Source organism: Bartonella sp. B12(2025) (genome assembly GCF_053795135.1).
Map to the genome: position 1 here is coordinate 258,061 of NZ_CP200031.1, position 19,461 is coordinate 277,521.

Annotated in this window: 14 protein-coding genes and 1 pseudogene; 9 read left to right on the forward strand and 6 right to left on the reverse strand. The window is 36.7% G+C overall.

Features of this window, described 5'->3' with window-relative positions; translation table 11 throughout:
- Positions 1-58 precede the first annotated feature (58 nt).
- Positions 59-1,555: pseudogene (locus V3564_RS01080) on the forward strand (AsmA family protein); the annotation flags it as partial.
- Between the two features lie 283 nt (positions 1,556-1,838).
- Here the strand turns inward: V3564_RS01080 and V3564_RS01085 are convergent.
- Positions 1,839-1,982 carry a hypothetical protein gene (locus tag V3564_RS01085; RefSeq protein ID WP_455481009.1) on the reverse strand — a complete coding sequence of 48 codons (144 nt, stop codon included), beginning with the start codon at positions 1,980-1,982 and terminating at the stop codon, positions 1,839-1,841.
- A gap of 236 nt (positions 1,983-2,218) precedes the next feature.
- On the opposite strand from V3564_RS01085, the gene V3564_RS01090 reads away from it, so the two are divergent.
- On the forward strand, positions 2,219-2,962 hold the full coding sequence (locus tag V3564_RS01090; protein WP_455481010.1) for a 16S rRNA (uracil(1498)-N(3))-methyltransferase: 744 nt from the start codon (positions 2,219-2,221) through the stop codon (positions 2,960-2,962).
- A gap of 68 nt (positions 2,963-3,030) precedes the next feature.
- Positions 3,031-4,404 (forward strand): glutamate--cysteine ligase, encoded by a 1,374-nt coding sequence (locus tag V3564_RS01095; protein WP_455481011.1) that lies wholly within the window; start codon positions 3,031-3,033, stop codon positions 4,402-4,404.
- Between the two features lie 574 nt (positions 4,405-4,978).
- Here the strand turns inward: V3564_RS01095 and V3564_RS01100 are convergent.
- Complete coding sequence (locus V3564_RS01100) at positions 4,979-5,635, reverse strand: hypothetical protein (protein WP_455481012.1); 657 nt, start codon at positions 5,633-5,635, stop codon at positions 4,979-4,981.
- 740 nt (positions 5,636-6,375) lie between these two features.
- On the opposite strand from V3564_RS01100, the gene V3564_RS01105 reads away from it, so the two are divergent.
- Complete coding sequence (locus V3564_RS01105; protein WP_455481013.1) at positions 6,376-7,731, forward strand: L-cystine transporter; 1,356 nt, start codon at positions 6,376-6,378, stop codon at positions 7,729-7,731.
- Positions 7,732-7,741: 10 nt separating this feature from the next.
- Here V3564_RS01105 and V3564_RS01110 read toward each other — a convergent pair whose 3' ends face one another.
- Entirely contained in the window at positions 7,742-8,620 is an 879-nt protein-coding gene (locus V3564_RS01110; RefSeq protein ID WP_455481014.1) for a methyltransferase domain-containing protein, read from the reverse strand.
- Positions 8,621-8,834: 214 nt separating this feature from the next.
- On the opposite strand from V3564_RS01110, the gene V3564_RS01115 reads away from it, so the two are divergent.
- Both V3564_RS01115 and grxC read left to right on the forward strand, forming a co-directional pair.
- On the forward strand, positions 8,835-9,602 hold the full coding sequence (locus V3564_RS01115) for a ComF family protein (RefSeq protein WP_455481015.1): 768 nt from the start codon (positions 8,835-8,837) through the stop codon (positions 9,600-9,602).
- 48 nt (positions 9,603-9,650) lie between these two features.
- Positions 9,651-9,908 carry a glutaredoxin 3 gene (gene grxC, locus V3564_RS01120; RefSeq protein ID WP_455481016.1) on the forward strand — a complete coding sequence of 86 codons (258 nt, stop codon included), beginning with the start codon at positions 9,651-9,653 and terminating at the stop codon, positions 9,906-9,908.
- A gap of 16 nt (positions 9,909-9,924) precedes the next feature.
- Here grxC and ubiG read toward each other — a convergent pair whose 3' ends face one another.
- Positions 9,925-10,671 (reverse strand): bifunctional 2-polyprenyl-6-hydroxyphenol methylase/3-demethylubiquinol 3-O-methyltransferase UbiG, encoded by a 747-nt coding sequence (gene ubiG, locus V3564_RS01125; protein WP_455481017.1) that lies wholly within the window; start codon positions 10,669-10,671, stop codon positions 9,925-9,927.
- Positions 10,672-10,864: 193 nt separating this feature from the next.
- On the opposite strand from ubiG, the gene V3564_RS01130 reads away from it, so the two are divergent.
- Positions 10,865-12,121, forward strand: a complete 1,257-nt coding sequence (locus V3564_RS01130) for an aspartate kinase (protein ID WP_455481018.1) — start codon at positions 10,865-10,867, stop codon at positions 12,119-12,121.
- Positions 12,122-13,027: 906 nt separating this feature from the next.
- On the opposite strand, the gene nhaA is transcribed toward V3564_RS01130, so the two are convergent.
- Positions 13,028-14,380 (reverse strand): Na+/H+ antiporter NhaA, encoded by a 1,353-nt coding sequence (nhaA, locus tag V3564_RS01135; RefSeq protein ID WP_455481019.1) that lies wholly within the window; start codon positions 14,378-14,380, stop codon positions 13,028-13,030.
- Between the two features lie 144 nt (positions 14,381-14,524).
- Entirely contained in the window at positions 14,525-16,210 is a 1,686-nt protein-coding gene (locus V3564_RS01140) for a hypothetical protein (protein ID WP_455481020.1), read from the reverse strand.
- 367 nt (positions 16,211-16,577) lie between these two features.
- Here V3564_RS01140 and V3564_RS01145 point away from each other — a divergent pair, with 367 nt between their 5' ends.
- A complete protein-coding gene (locus V3564_RS01145; RefSeq protein WP_455481021.1) occupies positions 16,578-18,350 on the forward strand; it encodes an SLC13 family permease in 1,773 nt (590 codons plus the stop codon).
- Positions 18,351-18,789: 439 nt separating this feature from the next.
- Positions 18,790-19,461, forward strand: coding sequence for a DUF2659 family protein (locus tag V3564_RS01150; protein WP_455481022.1), 672 nt, complete (start codon positions 18,790-18,792; stop codon positions 19,459-19,461).

Here is a 19,461-nt window from a genome sequence, read left to right on the forward strand (position 1 = left end):
AACGATTGCTTAATATTTATTTTAGTCTGTTATAGGGGTGAGAGTGTAGAGAATCATTATACGCACTAAGATAATAAAATTTTTTGGCAAAATTTTTATTACAATTATTTTTTTAGTTAGAGTCGGTATTCTCGTTTTACCTTATTCTGTGTTTGCAAATACGATTTGTATTCGTTTAGCACAGGATTTAAGTGTGTGGACGGATATGGTGTGCAATTGCGTGATCCAGCACGGTTGAATGTTTTCCTTATCCTAAAGTATATCTTTCTGGTATTACTTGAACATCAAAAATTAATAATGTTGTACTGTTTATGGAAGCTGAATCAATAGAAGTTGATCTATCTTTAGTGGATCTTCTTTGGGAACATGTTTCTTTTTTAAAGACATAAATCATACATCCACAATTTATTATGGAAAAGCCCATTAAAACAGTTGCAGATTTTTTTTGATAGATTTTTGTGATCACAAGATGCATTAGGATTGGCAATATGCAACGCTCGTGAAATATTGGAGCATAATCTTTATTAGCTAGATATAGAGCGTTTTTTAAACCAATCTTTTGGTGGATTGTGGTTGAAAATGGTGTGCTTGTATATCATGATAGTATTTTTGGAATAGCATAGAAAATAAAAGAATTACATGCGATTTTAGATTAGCTTGAATAGACGCAGGAAGCACGGTTTCGTACGGATGCTCGTTGGTGCGGAAAGTTAACAAAATTATCAATTGGTGCCGATTAAGCGTTGCTGCTTTTAGCAGAAAGGAAAGGCTAGGTTAAGGCAAGTCTTAATTCTGTGTGTGGTGGTGTTGTAGCCTTTATAGGGCAGGCACCATTGTCTGAATATATATTTTATGGAAAGGTACCGATGCGTTTCCAGATTGGAGGCAGACATTGAATTGGATTGGGGGCAATCAATTTTTGAGGCATAGATTAAGAGCACCTATTGTATGGAAATCTCGTTTTTTAACGTAGCCAATGCATATCCAAATGAATAATGTTACATTTACTATGGGTTTAGCAAATGCGTGTGGAGCTTTATAGCTTGATTTTCAGGACTATGTACCGATTGTAATTGGATCTTTAGCATTTTTGATCTTGGGTATGCAAATGTTTTTGGTGGATCACTTCAAAACAATATCGAAATTACACTAGTTTGTTAGAAAGTGCGTATTGAAGGATGAGCTTTAAGTACTTCCGTTGACATGCAAGCTGCTTCAGAGGCTCTGGTAATTGTCCCGCTTGCACAAATAAAAGCGCACTTTACCGTGATGGTGTAAACGCTTTCCAGTTCCTGATTAAAAATCTTTACGCAAACGCAGGGGGAATTAGCAATGAGTACGTTTTCTGGCTGACTATTAGGATATGACTTGTCTGGTTTACATATAAGGTTTTCAAAAAATAAATAATTTTTTTAATATGTTGCAATTCCCTTTCAACAGTCTTTGATCTCTGGGATATTCAAACAAGTTTTTCAGATGGTACGATAAAGATAATAGAATTGCGCGTACGGTGGATTGGAGTTTGTCCATTTTGGAGGTAATTACATATGCTGTCATGTAAGATTGACAAAATGAGTTCATAGTGCAGACTAATTGTGAAAAGCCATAGCTCAGAAACTTTATGTAGAATGTTCAATGCTTTGCTAACAGTCAAGCCTTTGCACGGTCTTTTATTTTTTTCTTAACTCTAAAGGACAAGATCATGACAATTTTTTGGTTAAAAAAGATACCGATGCAGATTAATCGTTGTTCTTTATTATTAGAACTGGTGAGAATTTTAAAAAACTGCTAACGAATATTGTGTTGTTATAAAACTTTAGGAATAAGTTGGCCGGTACTCATTGAAATTCAGAAGAAATACCATAACCATCTTTAGCGACTGTATGCTTTCCATCTGCTCCAACAGAGCCAATTCCTACGGTAATTAGAATAAAGGCTAAGAGGGCAGTAACAGTAATAATTGTGGCGTTTTTAGCAGACATATTTTCCCTCCAATCATGCGATCAATGGCCGAATGAAATGGTGAATAGTGTGTTTTATAAAATTATATGAAAGCAGAATCACTCAGTGTCTCATTTGTTCCGTATATTATCTCATAAAGCTAAAAAACTCTATAATTCTTTAATATGTTATAGTTTTATAGATATAATTTTTTCTTTTTGTTATATGTTTTTCTTCATTTCCTCGATAATTATAGCTAGATTTAGCATGGTTTTTTATGCGTATAAATTATAAACTTAAAAGATTATTTATCCGACAGCCACTTGCTCTGAATGAAGAAATAATGATAAAAGGGGCGCAAGCTTCTTATCTTGTACGTGTTTTACGGATGAAAGAAGGGGCCGGAATTTTACTTTTTAATGGACAGGATGGTGAGTGGCTTGCTAAACTCATTGCCGTTGAGAAGAAGTTTGTTGTAGTTCAGCTGATCCATCAAGAAAGATTGCAAACGGCGCATTCGAATATCGTTTACTGCTTTGCTCCACTCAAAAATGCGCGTTTGGATTATATGGTGCAGAAAGCTGTTGAAATGGGGGTATCGGTTTTGCAGCCTGTTATAACGCATCACACACAGGTTACGCGTATCAATATGACGCGTATGGAGGCTAATGTTGTTGAAGCTTCTGAACAGTGTGGCATTTTATCTCTACCTGAATGCGTACCTTCTATCTCATTAGCAGAACTTTTAGCACGTTGGGATGAGACACAACCTTTATTCTTTTGTGATGAAGCGCATAAATTGCATAATCCGTTACATTTTTTAAAAAAGTGCGAAATTACTACGTGTGGTGTCCTCATTGGACCAGAAGGTGGGTTTAGTGAAGAAGAGCGGAACTTTTTAAAAAAACATCCTTTTGTGGTTCCGATATCTTTGGGGCCACGTATTTTACGTGCTGATACTGCAGCTGTTGCTGCTTTAGCTCTTCTTAATGTTGTCCTAGAGGATTGGTCAATTAATTGAGAAATTCGTAAAGCCATTTTAAGTGATTCATTTAAAATGATGGAATTGATGATAGGATACAATAAGTTATGGCGCTTGATATAAATGATGAAAGTGAAGTTTATAACTTAGATTCTTTGGTTAGCTATTTCCAAGGGGGGTGTAAAGCAGAGCATGATTGGCGTATTGGTACAGAACATGAAAAATTTCCATTCTACATAGATGATTTTCGTCCCGTTCCTTATGAAGGCTCAAGGGGAATTCGCGCACTTTTAGAGGGAATGCAAGAAGCTTTAGGATGGAAGCCTATTTTAGATAAGGGGAATATTATTGGGCTTGTAGGATCAGTTGCTCAAGGTGCTATTTCCTTGGAGCCTGGAGGGCAATTTGAATTATCTGGTGCACCGCTGAAAACGATTGGTCATACTTATTGCGAAGTGATGGAGCATTTAGCTCTTCTCAAAAAAATTTCAAAGCCATTGGGTATTGGTTTTCTCGGTATGGGGGCTAGTCCAAAGTGGACTTTAGCTGAAACTCCACGAATGCCTAAGTCACGTTATCAGATTATGACCGATTATATGCCAAAAGTTGGTCATAGTGGTCTTGATATGATGTATCGCACATCGACTGTTCAGGTTAATCTTGATTTTTCATCTGAAACTGATATGCGGCGAAAAATGCAAGTATCAATGAAGTTACAGTCCATTGCAACAGCATTATTTGCCAGTTCACCTTTTACGGAGGGGAGGCCAAATGGCTTTTTATCTTGGCGTTCTGAAATTTGGCGCAATACTGATAATCAGAGGTGCGGAATCCTTCCTTTCATATTTTCTGAGCGTTTTGGTTTTGCGGATTATGTTGAATGGGCGCTGAATGTACCAATGTATTTTGTTGTGCGTGATGGCCGTTATTACGATTGTACACATATAACTTTTCGTCAGTTTATGAATGGGGCATTAAAAGGGAAGATTGCAAATTCAATACCAAACATGGGAGATTGGATTAATCATCTATCGACCTTGTTTCCCGAAGTGCGCTTGAAACGATTTTTAGAAATGAGAGGCGCTGATTGCGGTTCTTGGAAGAACATCTGTGCGTTATCAGCTTTTTGGGTTGGGCTTCTTTATGATAGTGAAGCGCTTAATGAAGCAGAGGCTTTGACAAAAGATTGGTATTTTGAAGAGGTTTTGGATATGCGTAAACGTGTTCCAATAGAAGGATTAAAAACATCTTTTCGTCGAACTACAATTTTAGAAATAGCCCGTCAGGCTGTTGCCATTTCACGCAAGGGCTTAAAAAATCGTCGGCAGTATGATGCTAATGGTTTTGATGAAACAAACTTTCTGACCCCCTTGGAAGAGGTAATCGCAATGGGCCAAACAGATGCTGATAAATTTTTGTCTCTTTATCATTCTATTTGGAGTGAGGCTGTAGAACCTCTATTTTTAGAATGTGCCTATTAAATTTTGAAGCAAAAAAATCACTTTGCATTTCCGAAGAAGAACATACCATTATTGCTACTCATTCACAGACTTTCTTTAAAGAGATATTGTACTTTGATCCTAATCCCATCTCGCAGTGTCATTCATGAAGGCTATAATGCATGTTATTGGGCATTGTCATCTTTACGCTTATGAAATAACAGAATCAGCATCATCATGATACTTATCCTATCTCAATATTAATCTATTTTTGCACTAAGGCGGTTCATAAGAGATGTATTTAGCCTTTTCTTAAATGGTTTACCCATACACTGATTCCGTTTGTAATGTGCAAGCAAACGATTTTTTTGATTCACCATAAGATGGATTTGAAATGAGGGAGTTTTATTGTATTCAAGGTTTTCATTTAAGCTGCAAGACGATGAATTATTATTATAAATCGGACGTATTTTTTCATGCCGTTATGAATATAAGATGTTCTGTTATTTGAAATAAAACCACAAGATTTAGATTTATACTGATGAGGCCATCAAACACTTCTGTTGTTTGCTAAAGACATATATTGACCGCTGCTTCCATCTTTTAAATAGCAATCTTACTTGGAATTATCTTGCGCTATGATACGGTATACCTGTACAGCAAGAGCGCAAACAGTAGCTGTATTTTTTAAACGGATAATAGAATTGCGTGCTACCATTCTCTCTGCACTCATAATTTGCTCTTTTTGGCTAATACCAGTTGGAGAATCTAGAAACTTTCTTGCATGCTCAAACATTGGATCGTAAAAGTCTATCGCAAATTTTGCTAGGAAAAAAGGTCCCTCTAAATTATCCCAATCAGCATTGTATTTGATTGCATTAGCTTGAAAAGTCTTAAGTTTAGTTTTTAAGTTGTTAGACACTAGCGTTGGTCTTTTCCTATCTCCTTGCCACAAATCGGCAAAGCGCCCACAAAAAACAAGCATTATATGATAGTGCTTTAAAATATCGAATTCTGGGGGATCAATTCGCAATTCTATTAAATATCTCCAAAACTTCCCATTATCATATTCTGTAGGTGTGACAGGTTTTATATCGCTCGAATACAATTTTATGTATTCTGTTGCTATTTTCACTTTTTCGCCGTACTCTAAATTGTTGTAGTTTTTATTTATATATGTTTGATAAAGCTTATCATACTGATTGAGATCGTTCACTTTAGTACATCCAAATGACATTAATACAAAAGATAAAGCTATAAATATAGAACGCATGATGAATGTCGCTTAATTAACTTATACTAATCATAAGATATGTATTGTTTTTGTTGATAGTATGTTCCAAATTATATTTAATGATATGCATGGTGCAGCATATCGTATTGCGTTCTAACGTGGCATTATTAATTCCAAAAACTTTGCATTTGTGTTTTTTTATTGTCTGGAAAGAATATGTTATAACAGCAGAGAATTCACAGCGTACGTTTAAAACAATAGAAAATGAATACCATCAAAAGCGTGGAAAGGACGTGTGATAAGATGAGAGCTACTTTAAAAGAAGCTGTGATAAAAGCTTTTGAGAATGTCAATAACAAAACTGGCAATGGTGGTTCGGTATTGTAATTTAAAAAATAAGTCGATTGGCTAGAAGCTTATTTATTTTTTCAAGTACAAGTAGCAGGATGGAATGATAACATCATTCACATAATAAGATATACTTAAATTATTCCTTATAATATGGAAATTTAATAGGAACTTTTTATATTTTATTTCGTGTTGGAAACGTTTTAAATTAGAATAGAATTTTATGAATAATAGGAAAATAATTTCAATTTAATTTTTAAATTTATTTAAACAGTTATTTGTAGATAAAAAATTCTTTTTGAACCCATAAATTAAAAAATAATGATTTTGTAAAATTCTCGTAAGCTTTATATCTTATTCTAGATATCACACATTGAGTTTGAGCTATGTGTATTATTCAATATCAAGCATAATAACAGTGAGCATAAACAATGACATTTAATTTTTTCATCAATTTATTTCTATTTGTTATTTTTTTGTTATGGCTTGCTCAAAGTAAGAGAATGAAATGGAGCCTTTCACTACGTGTTATGCTGGGGCTTATCCTTGGTTTGGGTTTTGGAAGTGTTTTGCAAGTTATTTATGGAGAGGGTGACACTACTTTGTTGAAATCTGTAAAATGGTTTAACATTGTTGGTGATGGTTATCTCTTGTTGCTACAAATGATTGTTATGCCACTGGTTTTTATCTCTATCGTTTCAGCAGTCGGTCATTTGCATTCTGTTTATGGTGTTGGCAAAATAAGTATAATGACAATTTCAATCTTGCTCTTTACAACTGCTCTTTCAGCGTTAGTTGGCGTTTTTGTGGTTAACTTCTTTGGATTAACAGCGAACGGTTTGGTACATGAAGGGCACAATGCTTCTTCTATTCCTGGTTTTCATGTTTTTCAGCTTGGAAATATGAGTATCCCAAAGATGATTTTATCTTTTATTCCTCAAAATCCATTTGCTGAGTTAAGTGGAGTTAAGCGTACATCAATTATCAGTGTTGTTATTTTTTCGGCATTTTTAGGGGCTGCAGTTATTCTTTTAAAAAAAGATGATCCAGATAAAGGGGAAAAGGCGCTTTTATTTATTCAGGTTGCACAATCTTGGATTACGCACTTAGTTCGTATTGTGATTTCTTTTACACCTTATGGTATTTTTGCGCTTATGGCGAAGGTAGGAGCAACTTCCCATATTGCAGATATTTTAAATTTATTGGTTTTTGTTATCGCTTCCTATGTTGGTATTATCTTTATGTTTGGAATTCATGGCCTGTTACTTGGCATATCAGGGATTAACCCGTTTCGTTTTTTCAAAAAGATTTTTCCAGTTTTGACATTTGCTTTTAGCAGTCGTTCGAGTGTTGCAAGTATTCCTTTGAATATTGAAGCGCAGACCCAGTGGATTGGTGTACCGCAATCAATTGCGAGTTTTGCAGCCTCTTTTGGGGCAACGATTGGACAAAATGGCTGTGCAGGTCTTTATCCAGCGATGCTTGCGACCATGATAGCACCAACTATGGGTATTAATCCTCTCGATCCTGCCTGGATTGCTATTCTTGTTGGTGTTGTAACATTGAGCTCTATAGGTGTTGCTGGTGTTGGTGGCGGTGCTATTTTTGCTGCATTAATTGTGTTGCCAATTATGGGACTTCCTGTTTCTTTAGTTGCTGTACTTATTTCTATTGAGCCTCTCATTGATATGGGGCGTACAGCTCTAAACGTAAGTGACTCAATGTTAGCTGGAGTTATAACTAGCCAGATGTTACGGACAACGGATAAAAGTGTTTTTGAAAAATAATTTTATGAAGCTATGTTTTTTTCGATTGTAAAACATTTGCAAGAGATATTTGTGCTGAGCCTGGTTGTATAGGTTTCTGCTGATTTGGGTGAGGAGCCCAACCAGAGAGCCAGATGAAAGAAAAATGTGCGCGAATACGGCCATCAGGATCGCTAAATCGTTGTGCATAAATTTCAGCTGCGCGGATAAAAAAGCGTTTGGATACAGGGCGTCGTGAGCGATTGATGAGTGCATTTTGCATTCCCATAGCTTTAAGGTCATGTATAAGGTCAAACATTGTATTGTAGCGTATTGTGATATCTTCAATATCTGCTACAGGTAGGGCAAAACCAACACGCTGTAAAAGAGCACCTACATCACGAATGTCGGCAAAAGGATATATCCTAGGGCTTGCTCCGTCATAGATTTCAATTTCAGCTTGTAGTAAGCATTCACGTAATTCTACTAGCGTACCAGCTCCAACCATAACAGCTAAAAATAAGCCATCTGGTTTAAGGATATTTTTTATTTGACTAAGAACACCAGGGGTATCATTAGTTAATTGTAATGAAAGAAGTGAAACTATAAGGTCACAATAGTTTTGAGGGAAATCAAGAAACTCTCGATGGCGTAAATGAAATTTTTTGTTATGGCTTTGATAAAGCATGTCAGTTTCAACGCGTTCTATGGAATGAACTTTTCCAGATTGTAGTAAAGTTTGCGCTGCAAGATCTGTATGACTGTGTAAATCTAGAGCTAATGGAAAGATACGATCAACAGTACTAAGACGTTCACAGAGATCTTCGGCCATATGGGATAGTAAAAAGTCATATCCCTCTTTTGCTTTTTGGAAAGCACGTTTGCGGAATTGTTCAATGCGGTTATGATCAAAAATGGACTGATGTGACATATCGTTTACTACTTTCGATCTGTAATATGGTATATTTTAAGAAGGTTTATTTTTATATTAAGTTATATCAAGTTTATCATGTAAAAGAAATGCAGATTTATAAACAGTAAGGGCTTTGAGAGGAGTGAAGTTTTATATATTAAAAAATGTAAAAAGATTTTCTTGCATAGGAAAATTATAAAAGCCTAAATTGATAATACTGTGCTTTTGAGAAATGGCTTTAAATAGCGGGGGTATATTGAGTAAGTTCATTAAGCGTTTGATAACAGTTTTATATCCGCCAGTTTGCCCTGGATGTAAACAAAGAGTTTCTGCTTACGGTACGGTTTGTTCTGAATGTTGGAAAGATCTTCAATTTATTACAAAACCTTATTGTCCTGTTATGGGGATTCCTTTTGTTTGTGATATGGGGGATGGTTTTCTCAGTGGTGAAGCTATTCAAAACTCCCCTCCTTTTTCGCGTGTTCGCTCTGCTATTGTTCATAAGGGGCTTGCACGAACTTTAGTGACGTGGTTGAAATATGGTGATCGTGTGGAATTGGCATCTTTTATGGCTAATTGGATGGTTTTTGCTGGACGCGAAATTATTGATGATTGTGATGTTATTATTCCCATTCCATTGCATTTTCGTCGTTTTTGGGGGAGACGTTATAACCAATCTGCGGAACTTGCTCGTTATATTGCAGCATCACGAAAAAAACTTTTAAAACCTGGCTGGCTTGTTCGTTGTCGATATACACGTCCGCAGGTGAATCTCTCTTCGAAAGAACGAAAGCTTAATGTACAGAATGCTTTCAAGGTTTCCCATGAAGTTAAAAAGTACCTAAAAGGATGTTCTGTTTTGCTGATTGATGATGTTTTTACAACGGGTGCAACCGTTACCGCAGCTGCTACAACATTAAAACATGCAGGTGCGCGGCAGGTTGATGTGCTAACATTTTCGCGTGTGCTAAAAGAAGCCTCTGTATTTCCTGATTCTTGATAGGAACTTAAAATTGACACTATTTTTCAAACATTGGAGAATAACACTATGAAAGAGATAACACTTTATACACGTCCTAACTGTCCTTATTGCACGAGAGCACGTGATCTGCTTGATAAAAAAGGTGTAAAATACACAGATATTGATGCATCAACTTCTCTTCGTCAGGAAATGGTGCAGCGAGCGAATGGGCGCAATACATTTCCACAAATTTTTATAGGTGATTATCATGTTGGTGGTTGCGATGATCTTTACTCTTTAGAAGCTGAGGGAAAGCTCAATGCTTTGTTGCAAGGTGTACAATAGCTATGTAGATTACGTTCTACTCAGATCGTTTTGCAAGAAGAAGATAGTTAACATCCATGTCTTTTGAGCGATTCCAACTGTCGTTTAATGGATTATAAGTAATACCTATTTCATCAATGATAGTCATATCATTTTTTGATAAAAGCTTTTTAAGTTCCTGAGGTTTTAGGAACTTCTTATAGTCATGGGTTCCTTTCGGAAGCCAACGTAAAATGTGTTCAGCGCCTACGATAGCTAGTCCCCATGCTTTCCACGTGCGGTTGAGTGTTGAGATAAACATCAACCCTTGTGGTTTGAGCATTTTTGCTGTAGCCGCTATGAAGAAGTTAACATCAGCCACATGTTCGACAACTTCCATATTAAGGATGATATCAAATTGTTCCCCCTCATTAGCCAGTGCTTCTGCAGTAGTGGTACGGTAATCAATTGAAAGGTCATTTTGGATTGCATGGATTTTTGCAACTTCAATATTAGTTTGCGCAGCATCAGCTCCTACAACCATAGCACCAAGACGTGCTATTGGTTCGCATAGTAAACCACCTCCACAGCCAATGTCGAGAACTTTCAAATTTTTGAAGGGCATAAGTGAAATAGGGTCACGATTAAATTCTAAACAGATTTTTTCTCTGATGTAAGTAAGACGTGTTGGATTAAATTGATGAAGTGGTCGAAATTTTCCTTGTGGATTCCACCATTCAGCAGCAATACGCGAAAAGTGGTCAATTTCACTCTGATCAATTGTGGTCTGTGTTTCATTCATCATGTCGTTCTCCTTTTATTTTTAATGATCAAGTCAGGTGGATTTTATCTAAAGTCAAGAGAAATTAACATAAACATAACTAAACTTGCACAAATGATAGATATTCTATATGTGAAAAGTGGTTTGTTGATACGGTAGTAAGACCTTATTCCCACTGTCGTTTGAGATAAGAGATCTAAAGGTAAGAGTGTTATTGATGGCGCGAATTGTTATGAAATTTGGCGGAACATCTGTAGCAAACATTGAATGTATTCATAACGTTGCACGGCATGTCAAAAGAGAGGTGAATGCGGGCAATGAGGTTGCGGTTGTGGTGTCCGCGATGGCTGGGAAAACCAATGAGCTTGTTCAGTGGACATATGACGCTTCACCAATACATAAAGATGTTTACGAATATGATGTAGTTGTCGCTTCTGGTGAGCAGATAACGGCTGGTTTGCTGGCTCTCACTCTTCAAGCAATGGGAGTAAATGCTCGTTCATGGCTTGGTTGGCAAATTCCTATTCATACGGATAGTGCGCATAGTAGTGCACGTATTACAGATATTGATGGATCTTTTTTAATACAGCGTTTTCAGGAAGGTCAGGTAGCAGTTATTGCTGGTTTTCAGGGGTTAGCTCCAGATAATCGGATTTCTACCTTGGGGCGTGGGGGATCCGATACGAGCGCTGTTGCTATAGCAGCAGCTATACAAGCTGATCGCTGCGATATTTATACAGATGTAGATGGCGTTTATACAACGGATCCGCGCATAGAACCTAAAGCACGTCGTTTACCAAAAGTTGCTTTTGAAGAAATGTTGGAAATGGCTTCTCTTGGGGCAAAAGTTTTACAGGTTCGTTCTGTTGAATTAGCAATGGTTCATAAGGTCCGTACCTTCGTGCGCTCAAGTTTTGAGGATCCCGATGCATTAGGCATGGGTGATCTAGTGAATTCTTCTGGAACACTTATTTGCGATGAGGATGAAATCGTGGAACAACAAAATGTTACTGGTATTGCATTTGCTAAAGATGAAGCGCAAATCTCGCTCCGTCGACTTGCTGATCGTCCAGGAATCTCTGCAGCAATTTTTGGTCCCTTGGCTGAAGAGCGAATTAATGTCGATATGATTGTGCAAAATATTTCTGAAGATGGCTCAAAAACCGATATGACTTTTACTGTACCATCAGCGGATGTAGATAAGGCTGTTGCACTTCTCGAGAAAAATCGTAAAGAGATTGGGTTTGATGTTATTCAATTTGAAAGTGATCTTGCCAAGGTATCTGTTATTGGTATTGGAATGCGCAGCCATGCAGGTGTTGCGGCGACAGCATTTAAGGCTTTGGCTGAAAAGGGTATTAATATTCAAGCGATCACTACTTCAGAGATTAAAATTTCTATTTTGATTGATAGCGCTTATACTGAACTTGCAGTGAGAACATTGCATGCTGTTTATGGACTTGATAAAGGTTAAGCATTTTTTAACTCTAAAAAGATTTTCAAATAATATGAAGTATTCATATATATAGGGGAATGGAGAGCTCCCTACTAAGCGTTTAGTGGGAGAAGGAAAGTTGTGCCCACTCGTTCAAATACGGCATGTGACGTAGTATCTTTGTGAATGAATGGTTGGCAAAATTAGAGTTGATGAGATACACTCCATTGATGTTGTACTTTTTTCAAATAATTGTTTGGAACTTTATGGGTATCCTATGGGTTTAATTTTATTCTTTATTGTTAGGGTGAATAAAAATCTAAAGTAAAAATTTGGTGCGGCAATTTCTCATAAAGAAATACTTTCAATTTAGGGAACACACCAGAGCCTTCTTTTCCCTTTGCATCCCGATTTTATGATTCTCGGTTTGTCTGCTCTTATTGGCTTTGGATATGGACTCGTTTACATCAAGCACAGCAAAAAAGTTTTTTATAGTTCTCAATGAACCAAATGACATGCGCTTTGTTATGGAAATCACAATTTGCGTAATTATAGTGACAAATGAGCTAAAGTGCTTGAAATTTCCATCTACAATTTTGGTACAAACACTTGCAATGAGAAATTTATTTTGTATTTCTTGTCCGTTGATTATCTCGATATGCATTATCCATTTGTATTTGCGAATCAAGATTTTAATGTTTCAGTTAGATAAAGACGTACTACTGCACGCGAATTACGTATTAATTTAATTAAATCCCTTTCATAAAGTTTACCAGTGGAGTGAAATAGGTTTCAAAAGGGAATGAGCTTTACTCATTGATAAAAAGATAAAGTACTTTAGAATGTTTTTTCTTATTTGTTTCTATAATTATAGTAAACTATAGCATAAGAAATAAGCCAAGTTACTTTTAAAAAGTTTAGCATAAAGGTATATTTTCATTTAGTTTATTGAGAACTATGGGAAATTTTTTTGCTGTGCTTGATGTAAACGAGTCCATATCCAAGGCCAACAAGAGCAGATAAACCAGATCCACAAAGCACCCCAATTTTTGCAGAATCAAGCAGGATCATATCTTTAAAAGCAAGCATTGAAACAAAGATAGACATTGTAAAGCCAATTCCTGCTAAAAGTCCAATTAACAAAACACCTGTCCATGTCATATGAGGAGGAAGGCGGCATAACCCTGATTTTACTGCTAGATAACTGGTGATGATAATACCAAAAGGTTTACCAATAAAGAGACCAATAACAACACCGAGCACGATTAGAAATGATTCATTAGAAGAAAGGTCAAAATTTTCAAAACTAACACCAGCATTTGCAAAGGCAAAAATTGGCATCACACCGTACGCGACCCATGGATGCAATGCTTTCTGAACACGCGTTACTGGCGCAATCATATCGCGTTGTCCTTTGCGCATTTTTTTTAATGCAGTCGAGATGTGATGCAGGTCTGTTTTTGTGTTTTTTTCTTGAAGAACTTGCATTGCATTGCTTAACATGGTGAGCGGCGCTACAAGGGTACGAGTTGGGAAAACTGGAGTCATCATGCCTAAAATTACGCCAGCAAGTGATGGATGAACACCTGTTACCATTAAGCCCCACCAGATGATTGCACCAGGTAGAACGTAAAGCCATGCTGATGCGATTCCGATCCATTGAAAAAATAATACCAACGCAATACCTGCTGCTGCAGTGACTAAACCACTAGGATCGATGTTCGTTGAGTAGAAAAAAGCAATGATAAGAACAGCGATGATATCATCAATAATTGCTAAGGATAAGAGAATGATATGAAGGTTAGCTGGAACTTTTTTCCCAAGAAGAGCAAGAATGCCTAGAGCAAAGGCAATATCTGTGGCTGTTGGCACGGCCCAACCGTGCGTATGCCCACTATTTAAGTTAAAGCTAAAGTAAATAATTGCAGGAAAACAGACCCCACCTATTGCCGCAACAATTGGCAAAATTGCCTGTTTAAAATCAGCAAGAGCACCTTCATGAATTTCGCGCCGTATTTCCATTCCTGCGACGAGAAAGAAAATAGTCATGAGTGCATCATTAACCCAGAAATGTAAATCCCATGAGAGGGTGAAATGGCCAAAGTTAAAGCCAAAAGGCGTATGCCAGAAGGATTCATAGAGAGAAGCGTATTCAGAATTTGCAAAAATGAGTGCAGCAGCAGCAGCTAATAAAAGAACAATGCCGCTGAGAGCCTCAATATGAAGAAAGCGCTCAAGAGCAGAAAATGCTCGATTTGTAACAAGAGAGGCGCGATTTGGTAAGCGATTTGAAGACATAAGCAACTCCAAGTATCAACAATTCTGCTAATATGTATTTACTGTTATACATAGTACCCTGTTGTTTATACAAAAGAAAAAGAGAATAAAGCTCCTAATTTATGATAAGATTACCATGTTTAAAGTTGAATATGTTTTTAAAGGTTATTTTTCGTTCTTGACAGTTAGATGTACTTTACTCAAAGCCGTGGACAAACCATTTTTTAGGACGGATTCGAGATCAACTATTGTGAGACCTTTGTTGTCTTTCGCTTTTATTTTAATGGTTAACGTTTGGGGGTTTTTAGCAAAGTTACCAAAAGGTTTTGAGATACTTTCAGCTTCATCACGATTTTTAAACAATATTTTTGGGCTTTGCGTCATTATTAGATAGAAATCATCGTAGAGTTCCTTTTTGAGATCATGTTTTCTGTCATTAAGATTCTGTGCAAGATAAGAAAAAAGCTTATTAATGAAACCAGCATCCGTATAGTGTATATTGATTTCATTGATGCCAATGTCTTGAGAGGCAGCGATCATTACGTTTTTCTGACCAGAGAAAAGTTTTTCATCAACATCAATAACTTTAGCTGATATTTCTCCAGAACCAATATCTTTTACGTTGAAAGACATTGCATTAAGAAAGAGCGTGCGCTTTCCTTTATCATAAGAAATATCAAGCTTTCCTGAGGCATCCAAGTGTTCAAAGTTCATTTTTTTGAGAAAACCTAGGTATTTTTCTTTTGTTTTTTTAGGTGAAATCGAAAAGTTATCGATAGAAAGAAGAAGTTTTTTCGGTATAGCTTGTTCCCACAGGCTTGGCTTGAATTGGAATGATTCAAACGTTGCTTTTAACTGCGGTATGTCAACGGTGACATTATCAACTTTAGCATCAGCTGAAGTAATTGCGAGAAGCGTGTTTAGGAAAATGTCATTTCGTGCTGTTTTTTCAGCAGCCTGATTATTTTTTTTTCTTGCATTAAGGTAAGCTTTGAACAATTTTTCGGGTGTTTGTTCGAGAGGTTTCATCTTTAGACCAGATGTTTTAAATTGGCCGAGAGAGAAAGAAGCATTTTTGCCTGTTTCTTCAAAAATATTTACTTTTACCTCATTCAAAGAAATGGGACCAGTAACGGTTTTTCCTTGATTGAAATTGAAAGTGTTGTTTTTTTCAAAAATGATAGAATAGGCGTAATTGATGTCGATATTATGCGCTTTTATTATATCACTTTTGGCAATAAGATACATCTTCTTGTCACCATTTGCGGCTATTGTTGTAAGATCCATGTTTTTGATGCTAACAGAACGAATATAACCATTTTTAAAATCAGAAAGCTGAAAGTTCTTTACTTCAACTTTTTCGGTTGGTTTATTTTTTACAGAAAGCGATATACTTGGTGCAACAATTGAGGCTAGTTCAATACGCATAATTGATTGCAAAAGACGTGATGTGATCGTAGTATCCTTTTCTTTTAAGGATACACTCTTGAGAGAGATTTTGGGAATTTGTACATGAATATTATTATGCTTTAAATCAACATCATAAAGTGTGAAACTCCCAGGAATAAAGGAAATCGGAGGACGGGCAGAAATAGCACCAATTTTAAGCGATGTGCCGGCAGGAACTGGTAGTGTAACATTCGTCAAATTGACTTTTCCTATGATACTAACTTCAGATGTCGCTGCTATTATAGCATGGCGCATTATTTCTCGTTTTACAAAATTGTCGAGATAGGGTTTTGCCATATAAAAAACACTGATAACTATAATTGTCAGAATAGCAGCAAATCCAATAATACATGTGAGCCAGTATTTTAGATTATCTTGATACCTCCTATTAAGATTGACCATTATTTTTTCTTTCACTTTTACCATTCTATATGAGAGTGGAGATAAATTTCTTTAAACAACGACAAATGATAAGATATAGCATACATTAATTTCAAACAGTTATCCACTTTTACATGTAGAGTCATGCTAATCTTTTTTGCAATATGTTTTTATCAACTTTCACCAATTTTCTTTGGTTTCAGTATTTAAAAAAAAGCATTCAATAACAAGCAGAGGGAAGTATATGCTGATCGTCATTTTTATCACTTTAAATCATTCTAAAGTGTGCCTATGTTTGCTTTTGTCTTGCCGCTGTTTATATGAATAGTTAAAACATAAAATGATGTGTTGTTGTTCATTATAATCTTAAAGGGGAGAGATGAGTGTCATGACAGAAAATCAAATAATGGCTTTTTCTATCATTGGTCTCATGATGATTGTTTTTATTTGGGATCGATTCCGTTATGATCTTGTCGCTATTTGTACATTATTGATTGCATGTGCCGTTGGGCTTGTTAGCCCGAAGGAGGCATTTAGCGGTTTTAGCAATGATATTGTTATTATTGTGGGGAGTGTATTTGTTGTCAGTACGGCTGTGTCACGTTCTGGTATAATGGAGTTTATTATCCAACGGATCTGGCCAGACGTGAAATCAGTGCGCCTTCAACTGGCTTTTTTGGTTCTTTCTGTAGTGTTTTTATCAATGTTTGTTAAAAACATTGGAGCTTTGGCCATAATGCTTCCTATTGCCTTTCAATTTGCTCGTCGTTCTCAGGTTTCACCGTCTGTGTTTTTGATGCCAATGGCATTTGGTTCTTTATTGGGTGGTCTTATGACACAGATAGGAACTTCCCCCAACGTTGTCGTTTCAGCTATGCAAGAACGTTTAGCGGGAGCTCCGTTTACGATGTTTGACTTTACACCGGTTGGTGCAGTTGTTGCTGCTGTTGGTGTATTGTATTTGATCTTTTTTTCTTGGTGTTTACCTGTGCGTATACGTTCAGGTGTGTCGTTTGATGATGCTATTGATATTCGTAATTATGTTTCGGAAGTGCGTATTTCAACCAATTCACCGATTGTGGGAAAAACCATTGTTGATTTTGTTAAGCCATCAGGTGGTGATGTCATGGTGATTCAAGTCATCCGAAACAAAGTATCTATTCCACCATTGCCAGATTTTGTTTTGTCTGAAAATGATATTGTTTTGTTGGAAGGTTCGCATACAGGGTTAGATAGTGTGATGAATTCTGCTCGTTTAGAGTTTTCTACCGGTCGAACTATTTCTACGGGTGACAAGGATAGTGAGGTTGATATTGTTGAGGCAGTTATTACACATAATTCGCCTCTTATTGGCATCAGTGCGAAAGAGTTTTCGCTATTTGATCGCTATGGTGTAAATTTGCTTGCGTTAAGTCGTCAGCACGAAAGGGTTCGAGGGAGGCTTGGTGATATTGTTTTCCATCTTGGAGATGTGATTGTTTTGCAGGGGCAGGATATAGTTATTCCAAATTTATTACGAGAACTGAAATGTTTGCCCTTAGCAAAACGTAATATTGTGTTTGGTAATTTACGACATGGTTTAATATCTTTAACTATTTTATTCATAGCGATCATTTTTACGGCTTTTCATATCGTTCCAGTCGCATTTTCTTTTTTTTCTGCTGCTGCTGCAATGGTTATCTTTCGAGTTTTGCCAGCGCGTGACTTGTATCAAGCATTAGATGGCCAAATATTAGTATTATTAGCGTCTCTTATTCCAGTGAGTGAAGCGCTAGAAAAAACGGGGTGTACAGATCTCATAGGCCAATGGTTGAGCCAATTGGCGGTATTTTTTCCACCATCTGGTGCATTAGCACTTATGTTGGTTACAGCTATGTTGGTAACGCCATTTTTGAATAATGCAGCAACAGTTATGATGGTAGCACCAATTGCGTCAAGTTTTGCTCATTCTCTTCACTATAAACCTGAGGCCTTTCTGATGGCTGTTGCAATTGGTGCGGGGTGTGAGTTTCTCACACCTATTGGACATCAAAGTAATATGCTTGTGATGGCGCCAGGGGGATATCGTTTTAGCGATTACCCACGCTTTGGTGCTCCGTTGGCAGTATTGATAGTTATTGTTGCTGTTCCAATGCTCATGTGGGTTTGGCCATTACAATAGAATATTTTTAGAAACTGCAAGTATCAGTCACAAAAGGCCATCAATTGGATAAAGATAAGTTGAAAAGATATAGTTTGCGCAAAGAGCTTTGCCTGGAGTTTGGGTTTGGATTGAGTTTTACCGTGGGGCTAAGGTAGTCGCCGTAGAGATAGGGAGGGAAGCTACTAATAACTCTTATAGGCAAACATGGGATGATGGATATGAAGGAAATGACAACTTTTTTAGAAAAATCAAAGAGATATAAAAACTGTAATATGAAGAAAAAGATAATTACGTTGCTTTTGATTGATGCAGTTGCAAAAGTCTAAGCGATTCGGATACATATTGATTTGAAACTAATAAGCTATAAATTTTAAGGTTTTTAATTAATTAGGGCTACCATCTTTGTCCATTTATGCGTAAAAGCACAGAAAGTAAATTTTTCCAAGGTATGATATACATGTCGTATGATAGTTTTATTGCTGAACTCAATGCAGAACTCCGTCAGGAAAAGGCTCTTGCTTTTTGGAGACGTTACGGCTTTTGGGCTATTGGGGCAGCTGTTCTTTTTATACTAATGGTAACTGCTTATCAAATTTACCATCATGAGCAAATAAAGAAAGCTGCTCATATTGGTGATGTATTCGTAAAAGGACTTGATTTTGGGGACGCAGGGCATTTTGATGAGGCGATAAAGCAATTGGAAATTGTTAAAGTCTCTAACTTTGGTGGGTATCCATTTCTTGCTCGTTTACGTGAGGCTTCTTTGCTCATGGAAAAGGGTGATGCTACTAAATCGGTGGAGGTTTTTGATTCAGTTGCGGCTGATGAAAAAGCACCGCAAATTTTGCGAAAAGTTGCAAGAATTCGGGCAGCATATATTTTGGTTGATATAGGAACCTTCGATGATGTTAAAAAGCGCGTCAAAGATATGGCAAATGATATTGATCCTATGCGTATGTCTGCAAGAGAGACTTTGGGTTTAGCTGCATATAAAGCTGATAAGATGGATGAGGCGATTTATTATTTTCAGAAAATTTCTGAAGAAAATGCTCTAGAATTAAAAGTAACGGATCGGGCGCGAATTATGCTTGAGCTTATGCAAGCTGAGGGCAAGGCAAATAAGGAATAA